The 12,631-nt window shown below is 71.3% G+C and carries 13 protein-coding genes; 10 read left to right on the plus strand and 3 right to left on the minus strand.

The features are described from left to right. Positions 1–23: 23 nt before the first annotated feature. Positions 24–1,820 (minus strand): AMP-dependent synthetase/ligase, encoded by a 1,797-nt coding sequence (locus ACFYYH_RS16635; RefSeq protein WP_388551238.1) that lies wholly within the window; start codon positions 1,818–1,820, stop codon positions 24–26. 290 nt (positions 1,821–2,110) lie between these two features. Here ACFYYH_RS16635 and ACFYYH_RS16640 point away from each other — a divergent pair, with 290 nt between their 5' ends. The 6 genes from ACFYYH_RS16640 to ACFYYH_RS16665 all read left to right on the plus strand — a co-directional run bounded on the left by ACFYYH_RS16640 (position 2,111) and on the right by ACFYYH_RS16665 (position 7,119). Continuing rightward, positions 2,111–2,878 carry a metallophosphoesterase gene (locus ACFYYH_RS16640; RefSeq protein ID WP_388551675.1) on the plus strand — a complete coding sequence of 256 codons (768 nt, stop codon included), beginning with the start codon at positions 2,111–2,113 and terminating at the stop codon, positions 2,876–2,878. Between the two features lie 56 nt (positions 2,879–2,934). Continuing rightward, positions 2,935–3,384 (plus strand): SRPBCC family protein, encoded by a 450-nt coding sequence (locus ACFYYH_RS16645; RefSeq protein WP_388551239.1) that lies wholly within the window; start codon positions 2,935–2,937, stop codon positions 3,382–3,384. A 5-nt stretch (positions 3,385–3,389) separates the two neighbouring features. Next, positions 3,390–4,637: an ArsA family ATPase gene (locus ACFYYH_RS16650; RefSeq protein WP_388551241.1), complete on the plus strand. Its 1,248-nt coding sequence runs from the start codon at positions 3,390–3,392 to the stop codon at positions 4,635–4,637. Positions 4,638–4,726: 89 nt separating this feature from the next. Continuing rightward, a complete protein-coding gene (locus ACFYYH_RS16655; RefSeq protein ID WP_388551243.1) occupies positions 4,727–5,227 on the plus strand; it encodes a DUF5304 domain-containing protein in 501 nt (166 codons plus the stop codon). A 65-nt stretch (positions 5,228–5,292) separates the two neighbouring features. Further along, positions 5,293–6,234: an ROK family glucokinase gene (locus ACFYYH_RS16660; protein ID WP_388551245.1), complete on the plus strand. Its 942-nt coding sequence runs from the start codon at positions 5,293–5,295 to the stop codon at positions 6,232–6,234. A 129-nt stretch (positions 6,235–6,363) separates the two neighbouring features. Beyond that, on the plus strand, positions 6,364–7,119 hold the full coding sequence (locus tag ACFYYH_RS16665) for an endonuclease/exonuclease/phosphatase family protein (protein ID WP_388551247.1): 756 nt from the start codon (positions 6,364–6,366) through the stop codon (positions 7,117–7,119). A 60-nt stretch (positions 7,120–7,179) separates the two neighbouring features. On the opposite strand, the gene ACFYYH_RS16670 is transcribed toward ACFYYH_RS16665, so the two are convergent. Both ACFYYH_RS16670 and ACFYYH_RS16675 read right to left on the minus strand, forming a co-directional pair. After that, positions 7,180–7,809, minus strand: a complete 630-nt coding sequence (locus ACFYYH_RS16670) for a hypothetical protein (RefSeq protein ID WP_388551248.1) — start codon at positions 7,807–7,809, stop codon at positions 7,180–7,182. Then, complete coding sequence (locus ACFYYH_RS16675; protein WP_388551249.1) at positions 7,802–8,581, minus strand: alpha/beta hydrolase; 780 nt, start codon at positions 8,579–8,581, stop codon at positions 7,802–7,804. The genes ACFYYH_RS16670 and ACFYYH_RS16675 overlap by 8 nt, the downstream gene beginning before the upstream one ends. A gap of 149 nt (positions 8,582–8,730) precedes the next feature. On the opposite strand from ACFYYH_RS16675, the gene ACFYYH_RS16680 reads away from it, so the two are divergent. From ACFYYH_RS16680 to ACFYYH_RS16695, 4 genes are all read left to right on the plus strand, one after another. Next, positions 8,731–9,444: a lysophospholipid acyltransferase family protein gene (locus tag ACFYYH_RS16680; protein ID WP_388551251.1), complete on the plus strand. Its 714-nt coding sequence runs from the start codon at positions 8,731–8,733 to the stop codon at positions 9,442–9,444. A 100-nt stretch (positions 9,445–9,544) separates the two neighbouring features. Continuing rightward, on the plus strand, positions 9,545–10,699 hold the full coding sequence (macS, locus tag ACFYYH_RS16685) for a MacS family sensor histidine kinase (RefSeq protein WP_388551253.1): 1,155 nt from the start codon (positions 9,545–9,547) through the stop codon (positions 10,697–10,699). Next, the gene (locus tag ACFYYH_RS16690) at positions 10,696–11,385 is read left to right on the plus strand and encodes a response regulator (protein ID WP_388551255.1); all 690 of its coding nucleotides are present in this window, start codon (positions 10,696–10,698) and stop codon (positions 11,383–11,385) included. Before macS ends, ACFYYH_RS16690 begins: the two co-directional genes overlap by 4 nt. Positions 11,386–11,518: 133 nt before the next feature. Beyond that, positions 11,519–12,547, plus strand: coding sequence for a 6-phosphofructokinase (locus tag ACFYYH_RS16695; RefSeq protein ID WP_388551256.1), 1,029 nt, complete (start codon positions 11,519–11,521; stop codon positions 12,545–12,547). Positions 12,548–12,631: the final 84 nt, after the last annotated feature.

Consider the following 12,631-nt stretch of genomic DNA (forward strand, 5'->3'; position numbering starts at 1 on the left):
CGGGCCGTGGGTCAGGAGCGCGGTCAGGACTGGTAGAGCGCCTCGATCTCGTCCGCGAAGTGCTTCGCCACCACACTCCGCTTGAGCTTCAGCGACGGGGTGATGTGCCCGTCCTCCTCGGTGAACTGGGCCGTCAGCACACGGAACTTCCGTACCGACTCCGCCTTGGACACCGCCGCGTTGCCCTCGTCCACCGCCCGCTGGATCTCGGCCAGCAGCTCCGGGTCCAGCCGCAGTGTCGCCGCCGTCGAGCCCGCGGGCTTGCCGTGGTCCTTCGCCCAGCGGGCCAGGAACTCCTCGTCCAGGGTGATCAGCGCGCCCACGAAGGGGCGGCCGTCGCCGACCACCATGCACTCCGAGATCAGCGCGTGCGCCCTGATCCGGTCCTCGATCACCGCCGGGGCGACATTCTTGCCGCCCGCGGTCACCAGGATCTCCTTCTTGCGGCCCGTGATCGCGAGATAGCCGTCCTCGTCGAGCGTGCCGATGTCCCCGGTGTGGAACCAGCCGTCCGCCAGCGCCTCGGCCGTCGCCTGCTCGTTGTTCCAGTACCCCGCGAACAGGTGCTCGCCGTGCAGCAGCACCTCGCCGTCGTCGGCGATACGGACCACCGAGCCCGGCAGCGGCTGTCCGACCGTGCCGATCTTCTGCCGGTCCCAGGGATTGAAGGTGGTGGCCGCGCAGGACTCCGTCAGCCCGTACCCCTCCAGCACCGTGAAGCCGATCCCCCGGAAGAAGTGGCCCAGACGCTCGCCCAGCGGCGCGCCGCCGGAGATCGCGTACTCCCCGCGCCCGCCGAGCACCGCGCGTAGCTTTCCGTAGACGAGCCGGTCGAAGATCCTGTGGCGGATCCTGAGGCCGAGCGACGGGCCGCGCGGGGTGGAGAGCGCCTTGCTGTACGCGATCGCCGTCCGCGCGGCCCGGTCGAAGATCCCGCCCTTGCCGGCGGCCTGCGCCGTGGCCCGCGCCGAGTTGTAGACCTTCTCGAAGACCCGGGGCACCCCGAGGATCAGCGTCGGCCGGAACGAGGCCAGCTCCTCCGTCAGGTTCTTGACGTCCGGTACGCAGCCCAGCTTGATCGGCGCCATCACGGCCGCCACCTCGACGAGCCGTCCGAAGACATGCGCGGCCGGCAGGAAGAGCAGCACCGAGCACTCACCCGTACGGAAGAGCGGCTTGAGCCGCTCCACCGCGTTCCCGCACTCCGCGAAGAAGCTGCGGTGCGTCAGCACACATCCCTTGGGACGCCCGGTGGTCCCCGAGGTGTAGACGATGGTCGCCGGATCGTCGGCCCTGGCCGTCGCCGCGCGCTCGTCGACCTCCGCGTCCGTGATGTCCGCGCCCGCCTCCGTCAGCTCCTCGACGCCGCCCCGGTCGATCTGCCAGACCTCGCGCAGATCCGGCAGGGTGTGCCGGACCGAATCCACGGCCACCCCGTGCGTGTCGCTCTCCACGATCACCGCGACCGCGCCCGAGTCGCCCAGGATCCACTGCACCTGCTCGGCCGAACTGGTCTCGTACACGGGGACGGTGACCGCGCCCGCGCTCCAGATCGCGAAGTCGAGCAGCACCCACTCGAAACGGGTGCGGGACATCAGCGCGACCCGCTCGCCGGGCCTGATGCCCGCCGCGACGAGGCCCTTGGCCGCGGCCCGCACCTCGGCCAGGAACTGGGTGGCGGTGACATCGGTCCAGGCGCCCGCCACCTTGCGGCTCAGGACCGCCACATCGGGATACTGCGCGGCATTGCGGCGGATGAGATCCGTCAGATTGCCGTCCGCGGGGACCTCGTACAGGGCCGGAAGGCTGAACTCGCGCAAGACTGCTGCTCCTCATCGGGCGCCGACGCCACGGCTCCGTGCGACGCGCGGTCGCGGTCCAGGACCGGGCAGGTGCTCGGCGGGGGCGAGCACGACTGGACTGCCCGGACGTTACCCACCGGTACTGACGTACGCATAGGGGGTCGCGGCCAGATGTTCCCTGCGTCACACATGATGGACGGTACTGCGCGCACAGTAGTCCACACCTCTGACAGGGCGGAAGGAACCGCAGGTCCGGCCCCCTCTATCGAGTGGGGGAAGCCCGTTCTAGGGTGATCGCCATGGCAGGTATGCGAGTCAATGTGATCAGTGATGTGCATGGGAACACCGAGGGCCTGCTGACAGCGGGCGACGGCGCCGATGCCCTGATCTGCCTCGGTGACCTCGTCCTCTTCCTGGACTACGCCGACCACTCGCGCGGTATCTTCCCCGATCTCTTCGGGGTGGAGAGCGCCCACCGGATCGTGGAGCTGCGCACCGCCCGCCGCTTCGACGAGGCCCGTGACCTGGGCCGGGAGCTGTGGTCCCGCCTCGACCTGGACCCCGCCGCGGCCATCGAGGGCGCGGTGCGCCGCCAGTACGCCGAGATGTTCGCCGCCTTCCCCACCCCGACGTACGCCACCTACGGCAATGTCGACATCCCGGACCTCTGGCCGGAGTACGCGCGACCGGGCACCACCGTCCTCGACGGGGACCGCGTGGAGCTGGGCGGCCGGGTCTTCGGCTTCGTCGGCGGCGGACTGCGCACCCCCATGCGCACCCCGTACGAGATCTCCGACGAGGAGTACGCCGCGAAGGTCGAGGCGCTCGGCGAGGTGGACGTCCTCTGCTCCCACATCCCGCCCGATGTGCCCGAGCTGACCTACGACATCGTCCCGCGCCGGTTCGAACGCGGCAGCCGCGCCCTGCTGGCGGCCATCCGGCGTACGAAGCCGCGGTACGCCCTGTTCGGCCATGTCCATCAGCCGCTCGCACGCCGGATGCGTATCGGCTCCACGGAGTGCGTGAATGTCGGTCACTTCGCGTCGACCGGACGCCCCTGGGTCCTGGAATGGTGAGCCCCGCACTCGCGATAGCCTGCACACCGCGTACCCAGTACCGGAGGAGCACGGCGATGGCGGAACACACCAGTTCGAGCATCACGATCGAGGCGGCACCGGCCGATGTCATGGGCGTCATCGCCGACTTCGCCCGCTACCCGGAGTGGACCGGCGAGGTGAAGGAGGCCGAGGTGCTGGCCACCGACGACCGGGGCCGCGCCCAGCAGGTCAGGCTGGTGCTGGACGCCGGAGCGATCAAGGACGACCACACCCTCGCCTACACCTGGACCGGCGGCAACGAGGTGAGCTGGACCCTGGTGAAGTCCCAGATGCTGCGTGCCCTGGACGGCTCGTACCTGCTGGCGCCCGTCGGCGGCGGTGACCGCACCGAGGTCACCTACCGGCTGACCGTCGACGTCAAGATCCCGATGCTCGGCATGATCAAGCGCAAGGCGGAGAAGGTCATCATCGACCGCGCCCTCGCGGGCCTGAAGAAGCGCGTCGAGTCCGCCCCCGGAGCCTGACCCCGATGCGTACGGTCCTGGTCACCGGCACGGGCGGGGCGGGCCGTACCACCATCGCCGCGGCCACCGCGCGGGCCGCCGCCCGGCGGGGCGGGCGTGTCCTGCTGCTCTCCGCCGACCCGCTCGACGATCCGCTCGGCATACCGGTGGGCGCCGCGCCCGTCCGCGCCGGAGACGGCCTGTGGGCCGCGCGCGTCGACTCCGGCGACCACTTCCGCGAGGAACTGCTCCGCTTCCAGGAGCGGGCCGCCACCGCGCTGGAACTGCTCGGCGCCCGCAGACTGGCCGGCGAGGAACTCACCGAACTCCCCGGCAGCGAACAGTTCGCCCTGCTGCACGCGATGAGCCGGGCCGCCGAGAGCGACTGGGACGTCCTCGTCGTCGATCTGCCGCCGCTGCGACAGGCACTCGCCGTCCTCGCCCTCCCCGAACAGCTCCGCCGCTATCTGCGCCGGCTGCTGCCCCGTGAGCGGCAGGCCGCCCGCGCGCTGCGCCCGATGATGGCCCAGCTCGCCGGGGTGCCGATGCCCGCCCAGTGGCTGTACGAGATCGCCGACCGGCGGGACGCGGAACTCGCGCTCGTCCAGTCGCTGATCCAGGACCCCGCCACGACCGTACGTCTCGTCGCGGAGCCGGGACCCTCGGCGGCGGGCGCGCTGCGCACGGCCCGCACCGGACTCGCCCTCCACGGGCTGCGCGTCGACACCCTGGTGGCGAACCGGATCCTGCCCGGTGACGCGGCCGGCCCCTGGCTGGCGACGCTCGTCGCGCAGCAGCGCAAGTGCCTGGACGAGTGGTACGAGGAGTGGGCGCCCGAAGCGCCCCTGTACCCGGTGGGGCACCTCGGCCGGGACCCGCACGGCCCGGACGATCTCGATCTCCTCGGTGCGGGACCGGCCCCGGAACCCTTCGCGGGCGGGGCGGCGGGACCGGCGGCGGGCCTCGCCGGAGGACTCGCCGACGGACTGGACGAGCCGGGCCCGGAGACCGCCCCGGTCCTCTGGCCGGTCGAGGACCGGCTCGCCGACGACAATCTGCTCGTCTGGTGTCTGCCGCTGCCCGGAGCGGTCAAGAGCGAGCTGTCCCTGGTCCGCAGGGACGACGAACTCCTGCTCACCGTCGGCGCGTTCCGCCGTATCGTGCCCCTGCCGTCCGCGCTGCGCCGCTGCACGGTGACCGGCGCGGCCCTCACCGACGGGGTGCTGCGGGTGAGATTCACCCCCGACCCCGCGCTGTGGCCGCGCGCGCACTGAAGGAGCCGCGGCCGTTCGGGTACCGTCGAAGGTACGAACCCTTCCGCTGCCCATGGCGGAAGGCCTCTGCCCCTGACGCAGGAGTCTCCATGAGCGATGCCACCGAGCGCCCCGCCACCGACTCGGACGCCTGGGCCGCGGCATGCGCCGAGGATCTGGAGGCGGAGAAGGCCCGCCGCCGCGCCGCCTACGGCCCGCCGCCCGTCTCCGCCTCCGACGAGCTGCGCAAGCTGGTCGACGCCGTCGCCGACAAGGTCTCGTCACTGCCGGGACCGCTGTTCGGCCTGGCCGCGCAGGGCGCCGTACAGCAGTTCATCAACCAGGCCAAGGCGGTCGTCGAGCCCGTCGTCGAACGGAACCCCGGCGTTTTCGGCCATCTCGCCGCGGCGGGCAACGAACTGCTCGCCGCCTACCGCTCCGCGGTCGAGAACCAGGAAGGCCGCTGGACCCAGGACTCCTCCTCGGCACCCTCCACCGGAGCCCCCTCGGCGCAGGGCACAGACGCCCCACAGGACACGAAGAAGTCCGACGACCCCACGGACCCCAGGGACGAAGGACCTGGTCCGAGCGGTCATATCGACCTGGACTGACCTTCGGGCGCCCGCCCTCGGGTACGGTTGACCACAGCGGGGCTCGACCGAAAACTGAGGGACACATGGGACTCACCATCGGCGTCGACATCGGCGGCACGAAGATCGCGGCGGGCGTGGTCGACGAAGAGGGCACCATCCTGGAGACGCACAAGGTGCCCACCCCGCCGACCGCCGAAGGCATCGTGGACGCGATCTGCGCCGCGGTCTCCGGTGCCGGCGGGGGACACCAGATCGAGGCGGTCGGTATCGGGGCGGCCGGATACGTGGACGACAAGCGCGCCACCGTGCTCTTCGCCCCCAACATCAACTGGCGCCATGAGCCGCTCAAGGACAAGGTCGAGCAGCGGATCGGCCTGCCGGTCGTCGTGGAGAACGACGCCAACGCCGCCGCGTGGGGCGAGTACAGGTTCGGGGCCGGGCAGGGCCACGACGATGTCATCTGCATCACGCTCGGCACGGGGCTCGGCGGCGGCATCATCATCGGCAACAAGCTGCGCCGCGGACGCTTCGGTGTGGCCGCGGAGTTCGGGCACATCCGGGTGGTGCCGGACGGGCTGCTGTGCGGCTGCGGCAGCCAGGGGTGCTGGGAGCAGTACGCCTCCGGGCGCGCCCTCGTCCGCTACGCCCGCCAGCGGGCCAACGCGACCCCCGAGAACGCGGGGATCCTGCTGGGCCTCGGCGACGGCACCCCGGACGGCATCGAGGGCCGGCACATCAGTTCCGCGGCCCGCTCCGGCGACCCGGTGGCCATCGACTCCTTCCGTGAGCTGGCCCGTTGGGCCGGCGCCGGTCTCGCCGATCTGGCCTCGCTCTTCGACCCGTCCGCGTTCATCGTCGGCGGCGGGGTCTCGGACGAGGGCGAACTGGTCCTCGACCCGATCCGGAAGTCCTTCAGACGCTGGCTGATCGGCGGCGAGTGGCGGCCGCACGCCCAGGTGCTCGCGGCCCAACTGGGCGGCGAAGCGGGCCTGGTTGGCGCCGCGGACCTGGCCCGCCAGGGCTGACCACCGACTTCCGCGCCCGCCGCACCCCACAGGGATACGGCGGGCGCGGTGCGTGGCACCCGCCCCGCCCCTCCGCCCCGGTGCGGTGTCGCCGGAGAACCGCCGGGCGCTCTCCCGTATCGTGTCGGCATGGCGACGTCCCCGCTGCCCGACTCCCGTACCGAGCCGGACGGTTCTGCCGTGATCCGGGTGCTCAGTTACAACGTCCGGTCGATGCGCGACGACCGCGCGGCGCTGGTCCGGGTGATCCGGGCCTGTGCGCCCGATCTGGTCCTCATCCAGGAAGCGCCGCGGTTCTTCCGCTGGCGCAAGCGCGCGGCATGGCTGGCCGCGCGGACCGGTCTCGTGGTGCTGGGCGGCGGCGCCACCGCGTCAGGACCGCTGCTGCTCTGTTCGCTGCGCGCCACGGTCGAGCGGACCGAGGACATCCTGCTGCCGCTCACCCCAGGGCTGCACCGGCGCGGTTTCGCGACGGCGGTCGTACGGATCGGGCGGGCCAGGATCGGAGTGCTGAGCTGCCATCTCAGTCTGCGGGCCGACGAGCGGTACACCCAGGCGGAGCTGCTGCTCGACCGCCTCAAGACCATGGACGTACCGCACGCGATCGTGGCCGGTGACCTCAACGAGCGGCCCGACGGCCGGAGTTTCCGGCTGCTGGCCGGGGAACTCCAGGACGGCTGGGCGGCGAAGCCCTGGGGCGGTGAGCACACCTCCACCCCCAGCCACCCGCATCAGCGCATCGACGCGGTCTTCGCCACCCAGGGCATCGAGATCCTCGGCTGCGGGGTGCCACGGGGGCTGCCGGGCATCACCGAGGCCGATCTGAGGGCGGCGACGGACCACCTTCCCGTGCTGGCCGCCCTCCGCGTACCGGCCTCGCTCTGACCCCGGCCCCCGCCGCCCCCCTCTTCGGACCCGGACGACCCGGGCTCGGACGATCCGGGCTCAGACGACCGCGCCGCGCCCCGGGTCGTCGTTCTCGTCGTCGTCGTGCTGCATCCGTGCCACCAGGGTGGCGAAGCCGCCCAGGAAACCGCCGATGCAGAGCGTCGTCAGCCACCAGGTCATGTCCCACTGCAACAGGACCGCCACCAGCATCAGCACCGGACCGCCGATCACGGCGAGCCAGGCGAACTTGGCCGTGACATCGGACTCGGGCAGCGGCGGCGGCTCGGGGGGTACGAAATGCCCCTCGTCGCCGTCGTCGAAGTCCTCCTCCCGGGCCTCCGGCGCCTCGTAGTCACGCGGTCCCGCACCGCCGACCCCGGGCGCGAAGACGACCGAGCCGCCCAGCGCGGGCTTCCCCTCGTCGCCGCCCTTGGTCTTGTCGTCCTTGGCGTCCTGGCCGGCCCTGTCCTTCTCCGGAGCCGGGGCGGGCCCGGCCTCGGGCCCGGACGGCGCGCTCGGCGGGAGGCTGTTCTTCTCCCCCTCCAGCAACGCCAGATCCTCCACCGACTTGAACGGCTTGGCGCCCGGCGGATCCGCCGGCTCGTCGCCGTACCCCGCGACGATCGCCGCCCAGGCCGCGTCCTCGTCGATCGGCTGCGGCTCCCGGTCCGCGTCATGCTCAGCCACCGCTGGTGCTCCCCTTCTGCCCGGCAATCGGAGCGAGGCGGCCGATGAACGAGAGACTCTCCTCGAAGATCCGCTCCGCGTCATGGTCCAACGTCGCCACGTGGTAGCTCTGTTCCAACAGGACCTCACGGACATCGCGCGAGGAGACCCGGGCGAGGATCCTGGCCGAGTCGGCCGGCGGCACGACATGGTCCCGGGGGCTGCGCAGCAGCAGCAACGGCTGGGTCACCTGGGGCAGCGCCGCCTCCACCAGGGCGAAGAACTTCCGCAGTGAGTACGCGGCGTGCAGCGGCACCCGGTCGTACCCCAGCTCCTCCGCGCCCTCCTTGGCGATGTCGTTCGTCAGGCCCTTGGCCGACGGCACGAGATGGCGGACGACGGGCAGGGCGTGGGCGGAGAGTCCGTGTGTCTTCATCGCGGGGTTGACCACGACGATCCCGGCGACCGCCGGGCCGTGCTTCGCGGCGAGACGCAGCGCCAGCGTCCCGCCCATGGAGAGTCCGAGGACGAAGACCTGACGGCACCGCCGGAGCAGCTCGCGCAGCGCCCGGTCCACCTCGGCGTACCAGTCCTGCCAGCCGGTGAGCTGCATGTCCTGCCAGCGGGTGCCGTGTCCGGGGAGCAGCGGCAGGGAGACGCTGAGCCCGCGCTCGGCCAGATACTCGGCCCAGGGGCGCAACGACTGCGGGGAACCGGTGAATCCGTGACAGAGAAGGACGCCGACCTCGCCGCCCTCGTGGCGGTACGGCTCGGCTCCAGGAAGGACCGGCACCGGGGTCTCCTGTTCGTGAGGCTCGGGAAGGTGTACTTCACCGTACGCGACCGGACCGACACCGACCAGATCCGTCCGGCCTCCGTGAAGGAGAGCACGTGCCCCTCACGCGTTAAGGTCTCTCCGACAGCACACAGGAGGCATTCGAGTTGATCTACGGTGCGATGAAGTTCTCCATCGGCGGGTCCCTGAAACTCGCCTTCAGGCCCTGGGTGGAGGGGCTTGAGAACATTCCGGCCGAGGGGCCGGCCATCCTCGCCAGCAACCATCTCTCGTTCTCCGACTCGTTCTTCCTGCCGGCCGTCCTCGACCGCAAGGTGACCTTCATCGCCAAGGCCGAGTACTTCACCTCGCCCGGTCTCAAGGGCAGACTCACCGCCGCCTTCTTCAAGGGCGTCGGGCAGTTGCCGGTGGACCGCTCGGGCGGACGCGGGGCGGGCGAGGCCGCGATCCGGAGCGGGATCAAGGTCCTGGAGCGCGGTGAACTCTTCGGTATCTACCCGGAGGGCACCCGCTCGCCCGACGGCCGTCTCTACCGGGGCAAGCCGGGCGGCCTGGCCCGGGTGGCACTGGCCTCGGGCGCGCCGGTCCTTCCCGTCGCCATGATCGACACCGAGAAGATCCAGCCGCCCGGCAAGGTGGTCCCCAAGCTGATGCGCCCGGGGATCAGGATCGGCAAGCCGCTGGACTTCAGCCGTTACCAGGGCATGGAGGGGGACCGCTTCATCCTGCGCTCGGTGACCGACGAGGTCATGTACGAGATCATGAAGCTCTCCGGCCAGGAGTATGTCGACATCTACGCGACGGCGGCCAAGCGCCGGCTCGCCGAACAGGCGAAGGCGGCGGAAACCGGCGGCGAGTGATCCACGAGGCGTGGATCCACACAGGGGGGAGGGGCCGATCGACGGTCGGCACGGGTTCCGGCTGCCCCGGAGGCGGACCGGACCCCAGAAGAACAGACGCATGTCGGTCGAGCAGCCCCTCTGGCGGGCACTGACCGCCTACCGTCCGCTCACCATGGTCTACGCGGTACTGATCTTCGTCTTCGAACGCGACCGGTTCGAACGCCCCTGGGTGGCCGTGGCGTTCCTCGCCTTCCTGGCCGTCTGGACCCTCGTCACGCTCCCCCGGGTGGCGAACGCCGTGAACTGCACCAGGCGCTTCCTGGTCGCCGATCTCGCCGTCGCCCTCACCGGCATCATGCTCACCCCGCTCGCCGACGCGCACGCCCAGAGCGTCGACGGCCCCACCCTGCCGTCGATATGGACCGCGGGCTCGGTCCTCGCCTTCGCGATCAAGGGCGGCTGGCGCTGGGCCGCGGTCGCCTCCTCCTTCGTCGCCGTGGCCAACCTCGTGGAACGCGCCCACCCCAGCCGGGACACCCTGCACAATGTGCTGCTCGTCTGGGTCGCCTCCATCGCCATCGGCTATGTCGTCGAGGTGGCCCGCGCCTCCGAACGCACCCTCGCCCGCGCCCTGGAGATAGAGGCCGCGACACGTGAACGCGAGCGGCTGGCCCGGGACATCCACGACAGCGTGCTCCAGGTGCTGGCGATGGTGCAGCGTCGCGGTACCGCCATCGGCGGCGAGGCCGCGGAGCTGGGACGGCTGGCGGGGGAGCAGGAGATCGCCCTGCGCACCCTGGTCTCCAGCGGACTCGTGCCCACCGTCCGCGCCCCCGAGGACGCCGTACCGGTCCGTACCGAGGAGCCGGGTCCCCGCGATCTGCGCTCGCTCCTCGCCCCGTACAGCGGCTCGAAGGTCACCTTCGCCGAGCCCGGCGCCCCCGTGCTGCTGGAGCCCGCGGCGGCCGGGGAGCTGACGGCGGCGGTCGGCGCCGCCCTGGACAATGTCCGCAGACACGCCGGCGAGGACGCCCGCGCCTGGATCCTGGTCGAGGACTGGCCGGACGAAGTGATCGTGACCGTCAGGGACGACGGGCCGGGCATCCCGGACGGCAGGCTCGCCCAGGCCGAGGGGGAGGGGCGGCTCGGTGTCGCCCTCTCGATCCGCGGCAGGCTGAGGGAGTTGGGCGGCACGGCCGAACTGCTCTCGGTGCCTGGCCAGGGCACGGAAGTCGAGTTGAGGGTTCCACGACGGGGGAAGGCAGAGAGATGAGCGAGCGGCACGCGACGGACACGGACGAGCCGATCCGGGTGATGGTCGTCGACGACCACCCGATGTGGCGGGACGCCGTCGCCCGGGACCTGGACGCGGCCGGCTTCGAGGTGGTCGCGACCGCCGGGGACGGCCCGCAGGCGGTCCGCCGCGCCACGGCCACCACCCCGCACGTGCTCGTCCTCGATCTCAACCTGCCCGGTATGCCGGGCGTCCAGGTCTGCAAGGAACTGGTCGGCTCCCATCCCGGACTCCGTGTGCTGGTGCTCTCCGCGAGCGGCGAGCACGCCGATGTACTGGAGGCCGTGAAGTCCGGTGCCACCGGCTATCTGCTCAAGTCGGCCAGCACGGAGGAACTGACCGACGCCGTGCGCCGCACCGCCGCGGGCGATCCGGTCTTCACCCCCGGACTCGCGGGCCTGGTACTGGGGGAGTACCGCAGACTCGCCTCCGAGCCCGCGCCCGCCGCCCCGGACGACCCCGGGGCGCCCCGGCTCACCGAACGGGAGACCGAGGTGCTGCGGCTGGTCGCCAAGGGGCTCTCGTACAAGCAGATCGCCGAACGCCTCGTCATCTCGCACCGCACCGTGCAGAACCATGTGCAGAACACCCTCGGCAAACTGCAACTGCACAACCGGGTCGAGCTGGTCCGGTACGCCATCGAGCGTGGCCTCGACGACGCCTGAGCCGCCCCCTCCGCAACCGCCTCCCTCCGCCCTCTGGTGCAACCCGATCCCTCCCGCGCACCATGCCAAAGTGACCTGAGTCACTCTTCCTGTGGCCCGGGTGCCTCACCGACGGCGAAGGGAAGTGTTTTCCATGCGAGTCGGAGTACTGACCGGGGGCGGCGACTGCCCCGGACTGAACGCGGTCATCCGCGCCATCGTGCGCAAGGGCGTCCAGGAGTACGGCTACGAGTTCACCGGGTTCAGGGACGGCTGGCGGGGGCCGCTCGACGACGACACCGTACGGCTCGACATCCCGGCGGTACGCGGCATCCTGCCGCGCGGCGGCACCATCCTCGGCTCCTCACGCACCAATCCGCTCAAGGCCGAGGACGGCGTCCGCCGCATCAAGGACACCCTCGCCGCGCACGAGGTCGACGCCCTTGTCGTGATCGGCGGCGAGGACACACTCGGCGTCGCGGCCCGGCTCTGCGACGAGTTCGGCATCCCCTGTGTCGGCGTGCCCAAGACGATCGACAACGACCTGTACGGCACCGACTACACCTTCGGCTTCGACACCGCGGTCGGCATCGCCACCGAGGCCATCGACCGGCTGCGCACCACCGCCGAATCCCATATGCGCGTCCTGGTCTGCGAGGTGATGGGGCGTCACGCGGGCTGGATCGCCCTGCACTCCGGGCTGGCCGGCGGCGCGAACGTCATACTCATCCCGGAACAGCGCTTCGACGTCGACCAGGTCTGCGCCTGGGTGACCTCGCGCTTCAAGGCCTCGTACGCGCCGATCGTGGTGGTCGCCGAGGGCGCGATGCCCAAGGACGGCGACCTCGTCCTCAAGGACGGCACGCTCGACTCCTTCGGCCATGTCCGGCTGTCGGGCATCGGCGAGTGGCTGGCCAAGGAGATCGAACGCCGCACGGGCAAGGAGGCCAGGACGACGGTGCTCGGCCATGTCCAGCGCGGCGGCACCCCGAGCGCCTTCGACCGCTGGCTGGCCACGCGCTTCGGACTGCACGCGATCGAGGCGGTACGGGACGGAGCCTTCGGCACGATGGTCGCGCTACGGGGAACGGACATCGTGCGCGTACCGATAGCCGAGGCGACGGCCCAACTCAAAACGGTACGGCCGGAACTGTACGAGGAGGTGGGAGTTTTCTTTGGTTAGTGGGCTCGGTTCGCCTCCGGGGCGCCTCATGTCGATGCCGACAGTCGACCGTGCTCGGTTCGCTCGTACCTCACGAACCTCCGC

Origin of the sequence: Streptomyces sp. NPDC002018, from assembly GCF_042890865.1 — a bacterium.
Taxonomy (GTDB): Bacteria; Actinomycetota; Actinomycetes; order Streptomycetales; family Streptomycetaceae; genus Streptomyces.